16 protein-coding genes are annotated in these 18,586 nt (G+C 58.6%); 6 read left to right on the forward strand and 10 right to left on the reverse strand.

The window, feature by feature from the left end:
* Positions 1–70: 70 nt before the first annotated feature.
* Genes ACR0AJ_RS14335 through ACR0AJ_RS14355 form a run of 5 tightly spaced genes read left to right on the forward strand, consistent with a single transcriptional unit; the run spans position 71 to position 6,786 of the window.
* Entirely contained in the window at positions 71–2,473 is a 2,403-nt protein-coding gene (locus ACR0AJ_RS14335; RefSeq protein ID WP_480741155.1) for a GcvT family protein, read from the forward strand.
* Positions 2,473–4,026, forward strand: a complete 1,554-nt coding sequence (locus ACR0AJ_RS14340) for a trimethylamine methyltransferase family protein (RefSeq protein WP_480741157.1) — start codon at positions 2,473–2,475, stop codon at positions 4,024–4,026. The genes ACR0AJ_RS14335 and ACR0AJ_RS14340 overlap by 1 nt, the downstream gene beginning before the upstream one ends.
* Positions 4,027–4,701, forward strand: coding sequence for a TetR/AcrR family transcriptional regulator (locus ACR0AJ_RS14345; RefSeq protein ID WP_170399072.1), 675 nt, complete (start codon positions 4,027–4,029; stop codon positions 4,699–4,701).
* Positions 4,698–6,002 carry an NAD(P)/FAD-dependent oxidoreductase gene (locus ACR0AJ_RS14350; protein WP_170362467.1) on the forward strand — a complete coding sequence of 435 codons (1,305 nt, stop codon included), beginning with the start codon at positions 4,698–4,700 and terminating at the stop codon, positions 6,000–6,002. The genes ACR0AJ_RS14345 and ACR0AJ_RS14350 overlap by 4 nt, the downstream gene beginning before the upstream one ends.
* A gap of 52 nt (positions 6,003–6,054) precedes the next feature.
* Positions 6,055–6,786 carry a hypothetical protein gene (locus ACR0AJ_RS14355; RefSeq protein WP_480741159.1) on the forward strand — a complete coding sequence of 244 codons (732 nt, stop codon included), beginning with the start codon at positions 6,055–6,057 and terminating at the stop codon, positions 6,784–6,786.
* Between the two features lie 13 nt (positions 6,787–6,799).
* Here the strand turns inward: ACR0AJ_RS14355 and ACR0AJ_RS14360 are convergent, their stop codons facing one another.
* Complete coding sequence (locus tag ACR0AJ_RS14360) at positions 6,800–7,159, reverse strand: DUF3307 domain-containing protein (protein WP_413247483.1); 360 nt, start codon at positions 7,157–7,159, stop codon at positions 6,800–6,802.
* Between the two features lie 244 nt (positions 7,160–7,403).
* On the opposite strand from ACR0AJ_RS14360, the gene ACR0AJ_RS14365 reads away from it, so the two are divergent.
* A complete protein-coding gene (locus tag ACR0AJ_RS14365; protein ID WP_480741213.1) occupies positions 7,404–10,400 on the forward strand; it encodes an ABC transporter transmembrane domain-containing protein in 2,997 nt (998 codons plus the stop codon).
* Here the strand turns inward: ACR0AJ_RS14365 and ACR0AJ_RS14370 are convergent.
* The 9 genes from ACR0AJ_RS14370 to ACR0AJ_RS14410 all read right to left on the reverse strand — a co-directional run bounded on the left by ACR0AJ_RS14370 (position 10,397) and on the right by ACR0AJ_RS14410 (position 18,569).
* Positions 10,397–10,684, reverse strand: coding sequence for an ArsR/SmtB family transcription factor (locus ACR0AJ_RS14370; protein WP_170351829.1), 288 nt, complete (start codon positions 10,682–10,684; stop codon positions 10,397–10,399). The two genes, ACR0AJ_RS14365 and ACR0AJ_RS14370, sit on opposite strands and share 4 nt — an antisense overlap.
* Positions 10,685–10,797: 113 nt before the next feature.
* The gene (locus ACR0AJ_RS14375; RefSeq protein ID WP_480741161.1) at positions 10,798–12,030 is read right to left on the reverse strand and encodes a mandelate racemase/muconate lactonizing enzyme family protein; all 1,233 of its coding nucleotides are present in this window, start codon (positions 12,028–12,030) and stop codon (positions 10,798–10,800) included.
* 24 nt (positions 12,031–12,054) lie between these two features.
* Positions 12,055–13,149 (reverse strand): Zn-dependent alcohol dehydrogenase, encoded by a 1,095-nt coding sequence (locus ACR0AJ_RS14380; RefSeq protein WP_480664274.1) that lies wholly within the window; start codon positions 13,147–13,149, stop codon positions 12,055–12,057.
* Positions 13,150–13,230: 81 nt separating this feature from the next.
* Positions 13,231–14,430 (reverse strand): TCR/Tet family MFS transporter, encoded by a 1,200-nt coding sequence (locus ACR0AJ_RS14385; protein WP_480741163.1) that lies wholly within the window; start codon positions 14,428–14,430, stop codon positions 13,231–13,233.
* Positions 14,431–14,501: 71 nt separating this feature from the next.
* Positions 14,502–15,224 carry an alpha/beta fold hydrolase gene (locus tag ACR0AJ_RS14390; protein WP_170351786.1) on the reverse strand — a complete coding sequence of 241 codons (723 nt, stop codon included), beginning with the start codon at positions 15,222–15,224 and terminating at the stop codon, positions 14,502–14,504.
* Positions 15,225–15,236: 12 nt separating this feature from the next.
* Complete coding sequence (gene pcaD, locus ACR0AJ_RS14395; RefSeq protein ID WP_170351785.1) at positions 15,237–16,025, reverse strand: 3-oxoadipate enol-lactonase; 789 nt, start codon at positions 16,023–16,025, stop codon at positions 15,237–15,239.
* A 59-nt stretch (positions 16,026–16,084) separates the two neighbouring features.
* Positions 16,085–17,059, reverse strand: a complete 975-nt coding sequence (locus ACR0AJ_RS14400) for a threonine ammonia-lyase (protein WP_480741164.1) — start codon at positions 17,057–17,059, stop codon at positions 16,085–16,087.
* Positions 17,056–17,883, reverse strand: a complete 828-nt coding sequence (locus ACR0AJ_RS14405) for an alpha/beta fold hydrolase (RefSeq protein WP_480741165.1) — start codon at positions 17,881–17,883, stop codon at positions 17,056–17,058. Before ACR0AJ_RS14405 ends, ACR0AJ_RS14400 begins: the two co-directional genes overlap by 4 nt.
* On the reverse strand, positions 17,883–18,569 hold the full coding sequence (locus ACR0AJ_RS14410) for a haloacid dehalogenase type II (protein WP_170351782.1): 687 nt from the start codon (positions 18,567–18,569) through the stop codon (positions 17,883–17,885). The genes ACR0AJ_RS14405 and ACR0AJ_RS14410 overlap by 1 nt, the downstream gene beginning before the upstream one ends.
* Between the last annotated feature and the right edge of the window lie 17 nt (positions 18,570–18,586).

Genomic DNA, 18,586 nt, shown 5'->3' on the forward strand with positions numbered 1-18,586 from the left:
GTACAGAAATGTCTAGACAGAAGTGAACAGTGGGTCTAGCGTTCTGCCCAAGCCATGTTGGGAGGGCAGGATGAAATCTCAGTACCGTGTTGTGGTTATCGGGGGCGGCGTTGTGGGCGCCTCGGTTCTGTATCACCTGGCCAAGTTCGGCTGGTCGGATGTGGTGATGCTGGAACGGCGGCGGTTGGCATCGGGATCTTCCTGGCACGCTGCCGGAGGGGTTCATGCGTTGAACGCTGACCCAAATATGGCCTCGCTGCAGGCGTATACCATCGATCTGCTTAGTGAGATTGAAAAGGAATCGGGTCAGAATATCGGTATGCACATGACCGGTGGCCTGACGTTGGCTGGAACGCCCGAACGGTGGGAGTGGCTACAGGCGAACTACCGTATTTTTCAGTCTATCGGCATTGAGGATTGCGAGTTGCTGTCTCTGGAAGAGGCGCAGCGCCGTTGCCCGATCATGTCCACCGACGGCGTGCTGGGTGCTATGTGGGCGGACCGCGAAGGCTATATCGACACGACCGGCACGGTGCAGGCTTATGCAACGGCAGCCAGAAAACGTGGTGCCGAGTATTACGAGGAAACCAAGGTTGAGGAGCTGATCCAAACCGCGGATGGTTGGCAGGTGGTGACCGACAAGGGCACGATCACTTGCGAACATGTGGTCAATGCGGCTGGGCTTTGGGCCAAACAGGTGGGCCGCATGGCTGGCATCGAACTGCCGGTCTCGCCGCTGAAACACCACTATCTGATTACCGACACGGTGCCCGAAGTGGCGCAGGCGGATTTCGAGATGCCGATGACCGTCGACCTCGAAGGGTTCACCTATATGCGGCAGGACCAGAAGGGCGTCCTTGTTGGTATCTACGAGATTGATCACGAACACTGGGCCATGGACGGCGCACCGTGGAATTACGGCGAAGAGCTGTTCCAAGAACAGCTGGATCGGATTGAAAACGAACTGACGCTGGGCTTTGAGCGATACCCGTCGATTCAGAACGTGGGGATCAAGACGTGGGTAAACGGGGCGTTTACTTTCTCGCCAGATGGTAACCCGCTGGTCGGACCCGTTCCGGGCAAGCGCGGTTATTGGTCGGCCTGCGCGGTGATGGCTGGGTTCTTGCAGGGCGGCGGCGTTGGCAAAACATTGGCCGAATGGATGATCCATGGCGAGCCTGAGGCGGATGCATGGCCGATGGACGTGGCGCGGTATGGTGATTTCGCGCAGAACAAACGCTATATCCGTGAAACCACCGGGCAGTTCTATTCCCGCCGTTTCGTAATGACCTACCCGAATGAGCAACTGCCCGCGGGCCGTCCGCTGAAGATGGCGCCCGCCCATGACGCAATGACAGAGGCCGGCTGCAAATGGGGTGTTAGCTGGGATCTGGAAGTGCCGCTGTATTTCGCGCCGAAAGGGTTTGAGGAAACACCGACGCTCAAACGATCAAACGCGCATGACATCGTGGCCGAGGAATGCAGGGTGATCCGCGAAGGCGTCGGCCTGTTGGATATCTCGGGCTTTTCGCGGTTCGAGGTCAGCGGCCCCAACGCTGAGGTTTGGCTCGATAAGGTCATGGCATCGAAACTCCCCGCGCCGGGCCGTGCCAAACTGGCCCCGATGCTGGGCGAGAACGGGCGGCTCAAAGGGGATCTGACCGTTCTTAACTGGGGCGACGACACCTGGTGGATCATGGGCAGCTATTATCTGCGCGCCTGGCACATGCGCTGGTTCGACGATCACATGATCGACGGCGTCAATATCCGTGATCTGGGTGAAGAGTATTGCGGTTTCGCTGTGGTAGGGCCGAAATCGCAGGCAGTGGTCGAGAAACTGGCGGAACAGGATATCTCGGGTCTTGGGTTCATGGGCTGCGGTGAGTTCGATATCGGCCTTGTTCGCGCCCGCGTCGCGCGTATGTCGGTGACAGGCGAAAAAGGCTATGAGATCAACTGCCGTTATGGCGATCATATTGCGCTGCGCCGGGTGCTGCTTGAGGCCGGGGCGGATGAAGGTATTCGCGAATGCGGCTTCAACGCGATGCTGTCGACGCGGCTGGAAAAAAGCTTTGGTATCTGGTCGGCGGAGTTCACCCAGGCCTACACGCCGGGGATGACAGGAATGGATCGCTGGATCGACTGGGATAAGGATTTCGTCGGCAAAGACGCCGCATTGGCCGAGCGTGACGGAAACGGCCCGGCGCAAGTGCAAGTAACGCTGGAAATAGACGCGCTGGACGCTGACGCCAGCGGGTACGAGCCGATCTGGTCGGGCGAAGACCGAGTGGGTTTCGTAACTTCGGGCGGCTATGGGCACTATACCGGAAAATCTCTGGCTATGGCTCTGGTCGAACGTGACAAGGCAGAACCGGGTACCGAGTTGACGGTTCATGTGGTTGGTGTTGAACGCCCCGCGTGTGTGATCGCAACGTCCCCATACGATCCGAACGGTAAGGCGATGAGGGGCTGATGGTGATCTCGCAAACATCCGAGCGCGGCAGGCGGCGTCGTGGACGCGGTGCAGACGCCGTGCCTGTGCCAAGTCGCGATGTGAATTACCGCCAGCTGCGCAACCCGTTCCCGGTGATGGAGGTGTTCCCGGCGGATCAGATCGCCGATATGCACGCAACCGCCCTGCGGACGCTTCAGGAGCTGGGGATTAAGGTTCTGCTGCCCGAGGCCCGCCGAATATTCGACAAGGCAGGCGCACGGGTAGAGGAAGACAGTGAAATGGTCTTCATCGGTCGAGAGATCGTTGAGGCCGCTATAGCGTCAGCCCCCAAGTCCATCAATTGCCGTGCTGGCGCGCGCCGTCGTGATTTCACGCTGGAACTGGGCAGTCTTGTGTTTCAACCAGGAGCAGGGGCTCCGAATGCCACCGATCTGGAAAAGGGTCGTCGCCCCGCGACGGGGCAGGACTATCTGGATTTTTTGAAACTTACGCACCACTTTGATGTGTTCCAGATGATTTCGCCGCAGGTCGAACCACAGGACGTGCCGACCCACCTGCGCCACTATTTCACCACGCAGGCGCAGATGGAGCTGACTGACAAGTTCCCGTTCTTCTACTCTCGCGGAACGCCGCAGGTGATGGATTGTTTTGAGATGCTGACCACTGCGCGTGGCCTGCCGGACGATGAATTCCGCGCCACCCCGCACAGCTATACGATCATCAATACCAACAGTCCGCGGACGTTGGATATCCCTATGGCGCAAGGTCTAATCGACTTTGCCCGCCACGGTCAGATGTCGATTGTCACGCCGTTCACGCTAATGGGGGCGATGGCACCCATTACTGTGGCCGGGGCGATTACGCTGTCTCATGCCGAGGCTTTGGCAGCGGTTACCCTGACCCAGCTAACCAATCCCGGCGCGCCGGTGTGTTATGGGACCTTCACCAGCAACGTGGACATGAAATCGGGGGCTCCAGCGTTTGGGACGCCTTCGCATTTCCAGGCGTCTCTGGCGGCGGGGCAGTTGGCGCGGCATCTGGGCCTTCCGTGGCGGTCCGCCGCCGGGTCGGCGTCGAATGTAAACGACGTTCAGGCCGCGAATGAAAATCAGTTTGGCCTTTGGGGGTGTCTGATGGCCGGGGCCACGGTGATTATCCATTCGGCCGGGTGGCTGGAGGGTGGATTGACGGTCTCGTTCGAAAAGATGATCTGTGACGCCGAAGTGCTGAATATGGTGGCCGAGCTGTGTGCTGGCGCACAAGCGGGCACGGCCGAGATCGGTTATGACACCGCCCTGCGAGAGGTTGAACCCAGCGGGCATTTCTTTGCCTCCAGCCAGACGATGGAGCGCTACAATACCGAATTCTACGAGCCCCATGTGCATGACTATGCCAATTTTGGCACCTGGACCGAGCGCGGATCAATCGACGCCAATCACCGTGCAACGGACGTTTGGAAGACCATCCTGAACGATTTCAAAGCCCCTGCCGGGGACAGCGACAGGTTGGGTGACTTGCAGGACTTCATCGCACGCCGTACGGCTGAAGGCGGCGCACCGCCGGAGAGTTGAATGAACACAAAACCGATCCTGCATAGGGACGATCCCAAGGCCGAACCGCTGGTCGGCAACATCAAGGTCACGCGCGACGACTGGCTGAACGTGGCGATGGACGTGCTGATCTCGGACGGGGTGGACCAGATCAAGGTTCTGAACCTGGCCGAGCGGATGGCCGTGTCGCGATCATCTTTCTATTGGTATTTCAAGTCCCGGCAGGAATTGCTGGACGCGCTGCTGGCTCGCTGGCAGGCAACCAATACGGCGGCGCTGGTTGCGCAGGCCGAAGAACCTGCCGATACCATCACCGCTGCGGTTTGCAATGTGCATCGCTGCGTGGTGAACACGGACCTCTTCGATACGGCGCTGGATTTCGCCGTGCGCGACTGGGCACGCAAGTCAGGCAAGGTGCGACGAGCCCTGGATCAATCGGACGCGCGGCGGCTTGAGGCGTTGCACGCCATGTTCGCGCGGTATGAGTATCCCGAGATCGAGGCCGAAACCCGCGCGCGCGTGTTGTACTACATGCAAATCGGGTACGATCTGGCGCAGTTGAACGAGCCGATGGAAACGCGGCTGTCGCTGGTGTCGCATTACCTATACGTCTTTACTGGAGTCGAACCCAGGCCCGAAGAAGTCGAAGAATTCAGCGCCTATTCAAAGCGCTATTGGGAGGGAGCAACAGAATGAGTCAACCAGACGCAATTATCATTGGCACGGGTGTCATCGGCGCGGCCATCGCGTTCGAGATGGCCAAGGCCGGGTGGAAAACTCTGTCGTTGGACCGCAATGCTCAGGTCGGTCACGGCTCGACCGCCGGGTCCTGCGCGATCATTCGGATGCATTATTCGACCTTTGATGGCACGGCCTTTGCGTGGGAAGGCTATCACTATTGGCGCGACTGGGCCGAATATCTGGGCCTGCCAGCAGATGCCAATCTGGCGCAGTTTCGTGAAACCGGATGTCTGGTGATGAAGACCGAAGCCAACGGGATGCTGGAAAAGCACATGAAAAACAGTGCGGATCTGGATTGCCCGTTCGAAGATTGGTCGCCTGAAAAAATCACGGAGCGTCTGCCGGTTTATTCATTGGACAGCTTCACCCCGCCCAAACGCATGGAGGACCCGGAATTTGGCCAGCCGAACGGGCGCAAGATGCAGGGCGGTGTGTTTTGGCCGCAGGCCGGATACGTTACCGACCCGGCCTTGTCGGCGCAGAACCTGATGGATGCCGCCAAACAGCATGGGTCAGAAGTGCGCACCGGGGCCGAGGTGGTCGAAATTCTGACGGAAGGTGGTCGCGTGGCCGGGGTCAAACTGGCCTCGGGCGAGGAAATCCGCGCCAAGGTCGTGGTAAATGTCGCTGGACCGGGATCAGCGATTATCAACAAGATGGCTGGCGTATTGGATGACATGACCATCGAAACCCGCCCTCTGCGACAGGAAGTGGTTCACGTCCCCGCGCCCGAGGGATTCGATTTCGAAAATGACGGTACTATTGTGTCGGACAGCGATATCGCGTGTTACTGCCGCCCTGAACATGGCAATCATATCCTCGTGGGTTCAGAAGATCCCGAATGCGATCCGCATCAGTGGTGCGAGGATGACGTGCACTACAATCACGACTTCACCGACCAGTGGACCACACAGGCGATGCGCTATGCCCAGCGGGTGCCCAGCCTTGGCATCCCGTCCAAAACCCGTGGGGTGGTTGATCTGTATGATGCGTCGACCGATTGGATTCCGATCTATGACAAATCCAGCCTGCCGGGGTTTTACATGGCCTGCGGCACCAGTGGAAACCAGTACAAAAACGCGCCGATCGCAGGAAAGATGATGACGGCCCTGATCGACTATTGCGAGGGTGGGGCGGATCACGATGCGCAGCCACTGCAGTTCGAACTGCCCTATATCAAGCGGATGATCGATGTTGGGTTCTACTCGCGTAAACGTCCGATCAACGAAGAAAGCAGTTTTTCGGTTCTGGGCTAGCCTGCCTGCAAAACTGCTCTAGTCTTTCCAAGAACCGTTTGTGGGGTCCTGGATGACTGAACCATCGAACCGAGTTCTGATACTGGGCAGCGCGCCCGGCGCCTTGGCCGCGCAAGGCTGGGCGCGCGATCCCTTTACCCATATTGTCGCGATCAATAACGCCTGGCGCATCCGGCCAGATTGGGACATTCTGATCCACCCCGAAGATTTCCCGATAACAAACCATCCAACTGGACTTGCCCCGCATCAGCGGATCATCACGGCGCAGGACTATGTACCGGCGCAAAATGGGTTTGGTGGGTTTGTCTACGCTGGCGGAACGATGGCGTTTACCGCGGGCTATTGGGCCTTGGCGGCGCTAAGGCCTGCGGTGCTGGCCTTTTTCGGCTGTGACATGATCTACCCGGATACCGGGAAGACGCATTTCTACGGAACCGGTCAGGCTGATCCTTTGCGTACGGATATCACTTTGCGGTCGCTCGAGGCTAAATCGGCGCGCCTGGCGCTGTTTGGTGCAGATCAGGGATGCCAGGTCGTCAGGCTATCAAAAGGGGAGAGCCGCCTGCTGTTTCCGTCCGTCGAAATCGGTGATCTTGTAAGAGACGACTTACCCGAAACCGACGCGATGCAGACCATTATCCAATCGGAAAATGAGCTGGGGTATCACGTGCCCTCGGGGCGGTATTGGGAAGTTGCGGACAGGTTCGACACTAGCAAGCTTGATGCGTTGGACCAGCAATGGCTGGCAGCCTATCGCGCGTCAGCCCTGATAGATTTCGCCTGAAACGGCCAACAGATCAGGTGGCGAATTTCGCCCAGGCCCAGACCATCGCGATATAAGTCAGGTTGTGCATCAACTGGTCCAGACCCGCAGCGCGCCAAAAAGCAGCCTGTGTTGGCATCAGTTTTTTCTTGTCAGAATAACTGGCTTTGGCAAAATCGATGTTGAAATGTATGAACCATTCCAGGGCGGCAATTATAAGAATAAAAGCCCAAGGCGCACCGAACAGCACAAAGACAATAACGGATCCGATAACATGTACGCCGGCATGTTGCGCGCGACCCCAGTGAAGATACTCACCACGACCCGATAGCATTTTGGGTGTCTGAAGGTAGAAATCCGCGAACATATGTTTGATCTGCAACAAGCAGAGCATCAACAACACTGCGCCCAAGCTGGCGGTCAAATTGTTTCTCCCGATATCGTCCTAAAGCGAACTCTAGGGGCTAAACTGGTGCGGCGCAAATAAACTAGATCACACATGGCGAATTTATGTGCAAACTGGAAACTATTTGCGTCAGTGGTCACGAATGCTGTAAATTCAGCGTGTTGGATGCGCCGCAATTTCTTTCAGATCGGATCGGTGATTCAAAACAGGGGCAGGATCCATAGAACGTTCGATTTTCCGGTTTATTTGGAAGTACTCAAAACGCGATCAGCTAATTCTGCTGGCCGTGACGTCTACGCTGTTCCCGCTGCTGTATCTGACACTGGAATTGCCCAAGCGCATTATCAACGATGCCATTGGTGCAGCCAGCCCGATTGTGGATGTTCTGGGGTATCAGGTACCGCAAACCACATTCCTGATTATTCTGTGCGGCGCGTTCCTACTGGCGGTGCTGGCGCATGGCCTGATGAAGATGCGTATCAACACCATGAAGGGTGTGCTGAGCGAACGGATGCTGCGCCGCTTCCGGTATCAGCTGATCAACCGCGCCCTGCGTTTCCCCCAACCGTATTTCGAGCGGGTCAGCCAGGGTGAAATGGTGTCGATGATCACCGCCGAAAGCGAGCCTATGGGTGGGCTTATGGGCGATGCGATCAGCCAGCCGGTCCTGCAAGCGGGACAGATGATCACGATCCTGTCGTTCCTGTTCCTGCAAAGCGTCTGGTTCGGGCTGGCCGCTGTGGCCTTGATACCGCTGCAGGCGTGGCTGATTCCCAAGCTGCAGCGTCAGATCAACTTACTGAACAAGAAACGCATTCAAGAAGTCCGCGTATTGGCCGCGCAAATTGGCGAGAATGCCGCCGGGGCCTCGACCCTGCGGGCCAATGGCGGCTGGCGTTATCGCCGGGCGATGATCTCGGAACAGTTGGGACGGCTGTTCGGCATTCGGTTCGAGATCTACCAGAAAAAGTTCTTTATGAAGTTCATCAACAACTTCATCTCGCAGCTGACGCCGTTCATGTTCTATTTGATTGGCGGCCTTCTGGTGTTGCAGGGCTCGGTCTCATTGGGGGCGCTCGTGGCGGCGTTGGCGGCGTATAAGGACCTGAGCTCGCCCTGGAAAGAGCTGCTGACCTACTACAACCAGACGCAGGACATGTCGTTGCGCTGGGACGTGGTGATCGAACGTTTTGCCCCGCCGGGAATGCCCGATGAAAAGCTGTTCGAAGGCGAGCCCGAAACGCGACCTCATCTGAATGGGGATATCGCGCTGGATCGGGTCTCGGTTCGGGATATGGATGGCAATCAGGTTTTGGATGATCTGAACCTTACCTTTAAGGGCGGACAAACTGTTGGGATTGCGGCCCCCAGCGAAGAGGACCGGCGCGCCGTTGCTGAGTTGCTGACGCGGGAAATTCTGCCCAGCGCGGGTCGGGTCGAGATTGGTGGCGAAAACCTGTCGAACCTGCATCAAAGTGTGGTGGCCGCGCGCATCGGCTACGCCTCGTCACGCCCAGTTATGTTTCAGGGGACGTTGGGCGACAATGTGATGATGCCGATGCGTCAGAGGCCGCTGACAACGCAGTCCGACGACCCTGATTTTGCTGAGACCCAACGCGCAGGCAACAGCGCCGATCCGTATGATGCCGAGTGGCTTGACCCGTCTCAGGCTGGGTTGGACAGCCCCGACGCGCTGCGCGATTGGTGGTTGCACCTGATTGACGGCATGGGGTCGGGGGCGGCTTTGTTCCAGCGTGGATCAGAGCAAGTGTTTGATCCGGTTGAACACCCGGAATTGGCCAGCAAACTGGTCGAGCTGCGCCCCTTGGTCCAGCAGGCAGTGCAAAAGGCTGGGCTGGAGCAACAAGCTTTGGTGTTTGATCGCGATACTTACAACCCGGCCTTGCCGGTGGTGGAAAACCTGCTGTTCGCCACACCGCGTGTGCCGGTCACGCAAGAATTGCTGGCGCGTCAAACCGTCTTTTTGGGACAACTGCGCGAGTTGGGGTTGGACGAAACACTGGTTGGTCTGACCCGCGATGTGATCGAGATGCTGCGTCAGATCTTTGGTCTGGACGGCACTGACCACCCGCTGTTCCGCAAGCTGGGACTTGAGGCCCAAACCTATGAGGCCGCGCTGGAACTGGTCGAGCGGACCAGGAATGAGGGCGTATCCGGTCTGGATGACGAACAACTGGCCAATCTGCTGGCGGTGCCATTCGTGATTTCGGCGGAACAGATTGGGCCTGCCTTTACCGATGAGTTAAAGAACCGAATCCTCGAATTGCGTCACAGCCATTCCGAGAAATTGCTGGGGCGGTTGCATGACGTTTTCGTCTCGCTGGACAAAACGGCATTTGCGCCGGGTCTGACCGTTATGGAAAACGCCCTGTTCGGCAAAGTCAGTCAGATCGGGGGCGGTCGTTCGGACGAGGCGCGTAAGCTGATTGTCGATGTGCTGGACGAAAACGGCGCGCGCCCGCTGGTGGTCGAACTGATTTATGACGTCCCGGTCGCAATCGGTGGTCAGAACTTGCCCGCCGTTTTTGCGGAACCACTGGCCTTTACCCGCGCGACGATCAAAAAGCCGGACATCCTGATCCTGGAAAACGCGCTCGCCAGCTATGACATGGCGACACAAGTTGCTGTTTACAAAAACCTGCGTCAGTTGCTGCCCGACACGACAGTCATCTATCTGAACGACCAGTTCGAAAATCCGGATGTATTCGACATGTTTGTCGAAATCCGGCAAGGTCGTGTGGTCTCGGACGGAGGGTATGATGCCGTGGAAGAGGATAGCGCCGCCTCAGCCGATCTGGCGCGCAAGCTGCGCGCATTGGAACAGACGCCGCTGTTTTCCGGTCTTGACCGCAGGCAGTTGCGCCTGCTGGCCTTTGGTGCGCGCTGGTTCGATGCCAAGCCGGGCGAGGTTGTGTTTCTGAAAGATGACCAACCCACAGATGGGGCCTATGTGGTGCTTGAAGGCGAGGCCGGGCTGTACCTGCCGCAGATGGAAGGCCCGGATCAACTGATCACAAAAGTGGGGCCGGGGGCACTGGTGGGGGAACTGGGGCTGATCCGCAAGGAGCCCCGCGCCCTGAGCATGATTGCCGAGACGGAACTGTCCTGCTTGCGGATCGGGGAAGAGGAATTCCTGGCGGTGGTCGAAAACGATGCCGCTACCGCATTCAAGCTGATGCAGGTGATCGCTGGGTACGTTTCGAACTAGATCTTGGGCTTACAGAACAATTCGTAAAGCAGCCCGATGACCTGCGCGGTGTTGCCGTCCTGCAGCGAGTAATAGATGGTCTTGCCGTCTCTTCGCGTGGACACCAGCCGTTCCTGCCGCAACCGGGCCAGCATCTGGCTGACGGCGGCCTGCCGGATTTGCAGCAGGTCCTCTAACTCACCCACTGATTTTTCGCCGTCGCCCAGGTGGCACAGGATCATGAGCCGGCCTTCATGGGCCAGTGTTTTCAGAAACGCCGCAGCCCGCGCGGCGCTTTCTTTCATGTCCGCGGGGTTTTCAGAATGTGCGCCTTCGGTGTCTTGGGCTTTGGGGGTCACACGCAGCCTGTTTGTTCGCAATAGGGTTGGACCAATATGCCCTTAAACCAGTTTGGTTGTCACCCCTCGGTCGCTGGCGCACCCCCTTGAAAGGTGTTGCCGTTGATATAGTCGCAAGGTTCTTCCTGCATTTGCAAATGCAGCCCGTCGCCGGTGTAGGGATGCGCACGGGCCAGGTCCTCGTCCACCTCGATCCCAAGGCCGGGTGTGGTTGGGGCGGTCACGAAACCATCATCGACACGTAAAGTGCCTTTGATCAGCTGATCGTGGAAAGGCGTTTCGATGGTTTCCAGCAGCAACAGATTTGGGATCGACGCGGCCAGATGGATATTTGCGGCCCACTCGATTGGTCCGGCATATAGATGCGGTGCCATTTGGGCATTGAACACCTCGGCCATGGCGGCGACCTTCTTCATCTCCCATATGCCACCAGCGCGGCCAAGGGCGGGTTGCAGGATTTCGGCAGCCCCGGCACGCAGTACCGCGCCGAATTCGGCCTTGGTGGTCATACGTTCTCCGGTCGCGACAGGGATGCGGACGTTGCGGGCGACGCGGGCCATATCCTCGATCATGTCGGGCGGGGTGGGTTCTTCAAACCACAGCGGAGAGTAGGGTTCCAACGCCTGACCCAACCGGATTGCGCCTGCGGTGTTGAACTGACCATGGGTGCCAAATAGCAGGTCGGCCCTGTCCCCCACGGCTTCGCGGATCGCTTTGCAGAACGCGACCGACATTGAGATATCGGACATCGCAGGCATATGCCCGCCGCGGATCGTGTAAGGGCCTGCCGGGTCGAATTTCACCGCGGTGAATCCCCGCCGTACCATCTCGGCCGCGCACTCACCGGCCTGATCGGGTGAAGTCCAGAAATCGGACAGATCATGTTGCGGCAGGGGGTAAAGGTAGGTGTAGGCCCGGATGCGCTGGTTCATCACCCCACCCAGTAAGGCATAGACCGGGCGGTTACGATCCTTGCCCAGAATGTCCCAACAGGCAATTTCAAGCCCCGAAAACGCGCCCATGACAGTCAGATCGGGACGCTGAGTAAAGCCGCTGGAATAGGCACGGCGGAACATCAACTCGATGTTTTCGGGATTTTCGCCCAGCATATGCCGTTCGAACACGTCCCGGATCACGTGCTGCATCGCGTCGGGACCGACGGATGAAGCATAACATTCCCCCCAGCCGGTGATCCCGGTATCTGTCGTCACTTTGACTAAAATCCAGTACCGTCCACCCCAGCCCGGCGCAGGTGGGGCGGTAACGATGATGTCGAGGTCCTGCAGTTTCATCCGGTGTCCTCCCCTTGGATGGCGTCAGCCCCTGTCGAACAGGATCACGTTGCGCTTGGCGGATCCGGTTTTGGTGTCTTCGATTGCCTCGTTGATCTGATCCAGGGACCACCGGCCCGAGATCAGCTCGTCCAGTTTCAGCCTCCCCTGTTTATACAGGTCGATCATCCACGGGATATCGCGCTGAATGACCACGTCGCCCATTTTCGAACCCACCATGCCCTGACCCAGCGCGGCCAGAACCACTGGTTCATAGCTGGACATATCGCCCGAATGCGGCATGCCGATCATGATCGCCCGGCCGCCCCGACCCAAATAACGCGGGGCCTGATCATAGGCCGGAATTGCACCGACGGTGATCAGAACCGCATCCGCGCCGCGCCCACCCAGTGCCTTGAAGGCGGCTTTCCACGGTTGATCCTGACTGGCCAGCACGCCATGCGTCGCGCCAAATTCCATGGCGATGTCCAGCTTTTCCTCGGTCATGTCGACGGCCACAATCCGACGGGCCCCAGCGATACGGGCCCCCTGAATGGCGTTTAACCCGACACCACCCGCGCCGATGACCACCACATCCTGACCAGGGCGTAGCTTCGCGGCATTCACCGCCGCACCAACCCCGGTAATCACTCCGCAGGACAGGAGGCTGGCCACGTCTTTCGGCATCTCAGCAGGAAGTTTCACGATTTGCCGGTGGCTGACGACAACCTTTTCGGCAAAGGCACCGCAAGCCATCGCCTGATCTAAGGGACCACCGTCCACTGTCTGCAACGGTCCTTTGACGGTGTCGTAAGGCGTTTCGCAGATGGTTGGCTGGCCGCCTGCGCAAGACGGGCAGGACCCGCAGGCGCGGATTAGGGTAACAACTACTGGGTCGCCAACCTTGAAACCCCCGGCCTCGTTGCCAATCGCGGTGATCACTCCGGCGGCTTCGTGGCCATAGACGGCAGGCAAATGCCCACCCCATGCCCCGCTAGCAAAGGTGATATCGGAATGGCAGATCGCCACGGCCTCAAGTGTCACTTCGACCTCGCCCGCGCCCGGCGGTGCCAGCAAGACGTCTTCGATGACCAGAGGTTCGTCAAACGCCCGGCAGACGGCGGCTTTGATGGTTTGCATGTGGTCCTTCACTCCCTTTTGATCACGGTGGCGCGGGAAACTGCATGTCGCAAGACGGAAACCGTCATCCAGGCGTCGTTGTTACGCCACGACAGGGCGCGATCGCAAAAATAAGGCAAATCCGACGACCATCAAAACCAGGGCCAGCAGGAATGGCGCGCCGGGCAGGTAGATCGCCGCGTCAGGATTGGCAAAATGAGCGAACACGCTAGTCATCACCAGTGGCGAAATCACCATCGACAGCGCGTGCAGCGAGGTCAGCACACCCTGCAACTCACCTTGTTGCGAATCCGGGGTTGCGCGGGATGTCAGGGCCTGCAGGGCAGGGGTCACCACCGCACCGACTGCGGTAATCGGGATCAGCATCAGAGCGATGAAGCCATTGGTCAGGAAAGCCAACAGCAGAAAGCTGACAACTTCGAAAGCCATACCGTAGATGATCGTTACCCTCTCACCCAGGTACCGGGTCGCGGGGCGGATCAGGCCACCTTGTACAGCGGCCATGCCGATCCCGTACACGCCCAGTGACAGACCGATCATTTGGGGTGACCAGCCAAAGCGCTCGGTTGTGAAATAGGCCCAGATTGCGGGGTAAACGTAGATGGACACCGAGTAGAGGAAATAGACCCACAGCATCGGGCGGATGCCGGGTAAGGATGCGATGGCACGCAAAGAATTGACCGGATTGGCGCGGCGCAGGCTGAAGGCCCGGCGGGTTTTGTCGGTCACCGTTTCCGGCATGACCAGAAGGCCCGCCAGAAAAGTCAACGCGGACAAGGCGGCTGCCGCCCAAAAAGGCGCGCGGGTTCCGTATTCGCTCAGCAACCCACCGATAACTGGGCCCAGCACAAACCCCACCCCGAAGGCGGCACCCAGCAGGCCAAAATTCGCCGCCTTTTCGTGCGGTTTCGAGACATCCGCCATGAACGCCGCCGCCGTGGCATGGGTGGCCGCGGTGATGCCACCCACGATGCGCCCGACCAACAGCAACCAGATGCTGCCGGCAATCGCCATCACCACATAGTCCAGCGACATGACGAACAAGGACACCAACAGCACAGTGCGCCGGCCATAGGCGTCGGATAGGTTGCCCAGAATTGGCCCAAATACAAATTGCATCGCGGCAAAGGCGGTGCTGAGCACACCGCCCCAGATCGCTGCGTCGGCCAAAGTGCCGCCCTGAACCTCGATGATCAGCTCTGGCATGATGGGCAACACCAGACCGATGCCCATGGCGTCGATCATCACCGTGCCGAGTACGAAGAGAAAAGGTAGACGCATAGAAACCGCTCGCGAGATTCGCCCGGACCCTATCACGCTTCGTTCACCTGTGAAGCACCTGTAACGTCAGGTCATGCCGCCGGTAATTTTTGTTCCAGATCGTCCAGAATTTCGGACAGAAGGCGGGGATGAGAGAAGAACGGAGAATGCGAGCTGTTGATTGTTGTCCGCAAATCTTCGGGCGCGACGTGGCTCATCTGTTCTTCGTATTCCCTTGGGATCGTATGGTCGTCCGTCGCGGTGATGTAAGCCTTGGGGACGCGCGCGAAATTATCTGCAACGGACAGCGGGGTTTCCTGCGGTGCGATGGGCTGAGGGCACATGCGCGCAAGGGCATAGGGTACGGTTTCAGGTGCGCAATCGTGATAAAACAAATCTTGCACCATGTCTGGCCTGAACGTGTAGGACAGGCAATCGGTGGATTTTTCGACGGCATCAACGACCAGTTGGCGCGGGGCCCTTTTGCGCATCTCAATCATCGAAAGGCCGTCTTGCGGAACATATGCGCACAGATAGATCAGGGCCCGCATTGCGTTCGGGGCCGCCTCGGCGGCGGCGCTGATGGGATAGCCGCCCCAGGAATGGCCAACGAGGATCGTTTTTGGAGTCGAAGCCGAAAGAACTGCATCTCGGCAACTGTCCAGCGTGACATCGGCAATCGGTGTCGGGTCCGAGCCGTGGCTGGGCAGGTCAATTGCGCGCGCCGTGTGACCCAGTGCCGTCAGGGCGGGAATGACATCACGCCAGCACCATGCGCCATGACACGATCCATGGATCAACAGAAAATCTGCCAAAACAGTGCTCCTTCAAATATGTCCAATATCGGTCAGAAAATTACGCAGCAGGGCGGCGTATTCCGCCGGTTGTTCAACACAGGGCAGGTGACCGGCCCGGCGCATCAATTCGAATTTCGAGCCAGGGATAAGTTCAATGGTTTCGCGCACCAGATCCGGAGGGGTCGAGCCGTCCTCACTGCCGGCAATGCCCAGCGTCGGCAGGCGCAAACCGCTGGTGGGGGTGTAGAAATCCGTGCCCGAAATCGCCGCGCAGCAACCCAGATAACCGTCAACGGGCTGTCGCACCATCATGTTGCGCCACAGCAAGTGTTCCGGCTCTGAGCGGAAACTTTTGGAAAACCACCGTTCCATCGTCGCATCGGCCAGCGCTTCGATACCGCCTTGGCGCACCGCATCCAAACGGTCCTGCCAGATTGAAGGGATGCCGATCTTGGCGGCGGTGTTCGACAGGACCAGCGCGCGGATTTGATCCATACGCTTTACCGCCAATCCCTGCGCGATCAAACCGCCGATGGACAGGCCGACAAAGACGCAATCGCGAACGTCCAACAGATCCAGCAATGCCTCGGCATCGCGCACCAGCGCGCCCATGGAATACGGGGCAGGCGGTTGTGACGACAGGCCATGCCCGCGCTTGTCATAGCGAATGATCCGTAAACCGGCAGGCAGAAGCGGCAGCATCGCGTCCCAAAGGCGCAGGTCGGTTCCTAGCGAGTTGGCAAAAACAATGGGTGCGCCGTTTGGATCACCATCGACGCGATAGTGCAGCTGCACTTCTCCAATATCTGCGATCTGCATGACACAATCCCCTGTCGTCATACTTTAAGGAATCAGGTTGACCCAAACATTGATCAATGTCAGGTCAGGAATTCCAGCGCTTTTCCAAAGGCTTCCGGGTCCACATTTCCCCCCGAGGCCACGACGATCACCGCGTCGCCTTCGATTTTTTCCTTGTGGAAAAGGGCAGAAGCCAACGATACCGCGCCGCCCGGTTCTAGCACGATTTTCAAACGCAGAAAGGCCAGAGCCATCGCACGCATGGCTTCCTCTTCAGTGACCGACAGTCCCGGACCACACAAGCGGCTGAGAATTGGAAAGGTAATCTGTCCGGGCTGCGGCGTCAGGATCGCGTCACAGATATTGCCCGCAGTTTCAGCATTGGCCTGAATCTGACCGCTGGCCAATGAGCGTTTGACGTCGTCGAACCCTTCGGGCTCACAGGGGCGGGCGCGCAGACCGGGTGCGTGACCTTCCAACGCCAGAGCGATCCCTGAAGTCAGCCCGCCGCCACCGCAGCAGACCAAAACATCGCCTTGCTTAACGCCCATTTCGGCGGCCTGCCGAACAAGCTCCAGCCCGGTGGTGCCCTGACCGGCAATTACCTGCGGTTCATCATAAGGGCGGATCAGGGTCAGGCCGCGTTCGGTGGCCAGGGATTCGCCAATCTCTTCGCGGCTTTCGTTTGTGCGATCATACAGGACGACCTCACCCCCCAGCGCGCGGGTGTTGTCGATCTTCAACTGGGGCGCGTCCGAGGGCATGATGATCACTGACGAAATGCCGTGCCGCGCTGCCGCCAAAGCCACGCCTTGCGCGTGATTGCCCGAGGAATAGGCGATCACGCCGCGCTGTCGGTCCTGTGCGTTCAGCGCCGAGATCGCCGACCACGCGCCACGGAACTTGAAGCTGCCCGTATGTTGCAGGCATTCGGGCTTTACCAGCACCCGACGACCGGCCAGGTCATCCAGGAACGGCGAGGTGAGCAGCGGTGTTTCCCGAACGTGACCCCGCAGCCGATCGGCGGCGGCTTCGATCATCTCCAAAGTGCTCATACGGTATCCAATACTTTGCGCATAAGGGCTAAAGACTGCGGTTCGTCCAGAAACGGCACGTGGCCGCGATCCGGTATTTCTGCCGAGATAAGATCGGGGTGACGTTTGTGCATCTCGACCAGCGTATCCTTGCCGAGAACATCCGAATTTGCGCCCCGAATGACACCTGTCGGAATATCGCGCAAGGCTTCGAAGAACATCCATAAATCCGGAAATTTGCCGGCAGCGGTTTGTTCCAATAATGCAGTGCGCAAGGCCGGATCATAGCGCAACGTCAGGCCATCGTCGGTCAGTTCGTATTGGATTTCCGCCTGCTGCCGCCACCGGTCCAGCGAAACCCCGGGGAATTGCTGTTCCATCACCTGCTGTAAGATTTTCGCGGCCTCGTCATAGGTTTTTGAAGTCGGCTGTTTGCCTACATAATCCATGATCTTGGCAATACCTACAGGGTCGATCACAGGGCCGACATCATTCAGAATCACCCCGGACAGCCGTTCGGGATGACTGACGGCCAGCGCCATGGCAATCAACCCACCGCGCGAAGTGCCTAAGACAACCGCACGGTCCAATCTGAGATGATCCAGCAGTTCGATCACATCAAGGGATTCGCGAACGATGTTATAGTTCATGTAGTCCGGGTCATGATCCGATTGCCCGCGCCCCCGGTAATCCATCGTGATCATCCGCACATCGGTGATATGTGGCGCCAGGAACGCGAAATCCTGGCTGTTGCGGGTCAGCCCAGCAAGGCACAGCACCGGAGTACCGGTACCGATGTCATCGAAGAAAAGGCGCCTGTCATCAGACGTGGTGAAAAAAGCCATTAAACTCCGGCCAGTTGAGGGATCGTTGTCAGGTCGGACAGAACATGTGCGGGCGTCCATGGCAAGCGATCCATTGGCTCATCTGCACGATTAACCCAGGCGGTTACGAACCCGTACCCGCTGGCCCCGGCGGCGTCCCACCCGTTCGAGCTGACAAAAAGTACCTCGTTACGGGCACAGTCGAAACGCTGCTGCACCAGATCGTAAACACTGGAATGAGGTTTGAAGACGCCAACACTTTCGACTGACAGCACGTCGTCCAGTACGCCGCCGATTCCTGCCGATTGCACCGCACCATCCAGCATGGGCGGCGACCCGTTGGACAGAATCGCGGTGTTCAGACCGCCCTCTTTCAGGGCGGTCAGCATCTGGGGCACTTCCGGATAGGCCTGCAATTCCCAATACAGGTCCAGCAGACGTTGGCGCAGGGTGGGATCGCCCTCAAGCCCGGTGGCGTCCAACGCCCAGTCCAGCCCGTCTTGCGTGACATCCCAGAAATCGGCATGGGCATCGGTGATCGCGCGCAGCCAAGTGTATTGCAACTGTTTCAGCCGCCAATGATTTGCCAATTCGGGCCATTTCTGTTGCAACTTCTCGAACCCGGACTCGGATGCGGCTTGCCGCGCGGCGGCGGCAACGTCGAACAGCGTGCCGTAGGCATCGAATACGCAAGTGGTGATCGGCATCAATTCCCCTCCCTCAT

Source organism: Ruegeria sp. CJ9 (genome assembly GCF_056536625.1).

Coding starts and splice junctions, on each gene's coding strand:
- ACR0AJ_RS14400 (WP_480741164.1), bottom strand. CDS start 17,059: ATGAGCACTTTGGAGATGATCGAAGCCGCCGCCGATCGGCTGCGGGGT.
- pcaD (WP_170351785.1), bottom strand. CDS start 16,025: ATGCAGATCGCAGATATTGGAGAAGTGCAGCTGCACTATCGCGTCGAT.
- ACR0AJ_RS14340 (WP_480741157.1), top strand. CDS start 2,473: ATGGTGATCTCGCAAACATCCGAGCGCGGCAGGCGGCGTCGTGGACGC.
- ACR0AJ_RS14345 (WP_170399072.1), top strand. CDS start 4,027: ATGAACACAAAACCGATCCTGCATAGGGACGATCCCAAGGCCGAACCG.
- ACR0AJ_RS14385 (WP_480741163.1), bottom strand. CDS start 14,430: ATGCGTCTACCTTTTCTCTTCGTACTCGGCACGGTGATGATCGACGCC.
- ACR0AJ_RS14410 (WP_170351782.1), bottom strand. CDS start 18,569: ATGCCGATCACCACTTGCGTATTCGATGCCTACGGCACGCTGTTCGAC.
- ACR0AJ_RS14355 (WP_480741159.1), top strand. CDS start 6,055: ATGACTGAACCATCGAACCGAGTTCTGATACTGGGCAGCGCGCCCGGC.
- ACR0AJ_RS14370 (WP_170351829.1), bottom strand. CDS start 10,684: ATGAAAGAAAGCGCCGCGCGGGCTGCGGCGTTTCTGAAAACACTGGCC.
- ACR0AJ_RS14375 (WP_480741161.1), bottom strand. CDS start 12,030: ATGAAACTGCAGGACCTCGACATCATCGTTACCGCCCCACCTGCGCCG.
- ACR0AJ_RS14405 (WP_480741165.1), bottom strand. CDS start 17,883: ATGGCTTTTTTCACCACGTCTGATGACAGGCGCCTTTTCTTCGATGAC.
- ACR0AJ_RS14350 (WP_170362467.1), top strand. CDS start 4,698: ATGAGTCAACCAGACGCAATTATCATTGGCACGGGTGTCATCGGCGCG.
- ACR0AJ_RS14360 (WP_413247483.1), bottom strand. CDS start 7,159: ATGCTCTGCTTGTTGCAGATCAAACATATGTTCGCGGATTTCTACCTT.
- ACR0AJ_RS14335 (WP_480741155.1), top strand. CDS start 71: ATGAAATCTCAGTACCGTGTTGTGGTTATCGGGGGCGGCGTTGTGGGC.
- ACR0AJ_RS14380 (WP_480664274.1), bottom strand. CDS start 13,149: ATGCAAACCATCAAAGCCGCCGTCTGCCGGGCGTTTGACGAACCTCTG.